The organism is Paraburkholderia sp. NMBU_R16 (assembly GCF_013282575.1).
GTDB lineage: Bacteria > Pseudomonadota > Gammaproteobacteria > Burkholderiales > Burkholderiaceae > Trinickia.
Map to the genome: position 1 here is coordinate 1 of NZ_JAAAYE010000373.1, position 272 is coordinate 272.

Consider the following 272-nt stretch of genomic DNA (forward strand, 5'->3'; position numbering starts at 1 on the left):
TACTCGTCGCGATGCTCTCGCACCATGCGAACTGCACGCTCGCGGACCTCAGCAGAAAACTTGTTCGACTTGTTCATAGCTCCATTCTCTCAAGAGTTGGAGCCTCCACCAAATCCGGGGCGATTCATAGTATGAAGCCAGATAGTTCATCAGAAGACACATGCCGTCGCCGCTCCACCACAGCACTTTGACCAGATCGCCGCGTTTGCCTCGGAACACGAACACGTGGCCGCTGAAGGGATCGCGTTCCAATACGGTCTGGACCTTCGCTG

1 protein-coding gene is annotated in these 272 nt (G+C 55.5%); it reads right to left on the reverse strand.

Translation table 11 applies throughout. From position 1 onward, the window contains the following. Window positions 1–48: 48 nt before the first annotated feature. On the reverse strand, window positions 49–272 hold a 224-nt coding region (gene tnpB, locus GWC77_RS30460; RefSeq protein ID WP_173263027.1), incomplete at its 5' end, for an IS66 family insertion sequence element accessory protein TnpB.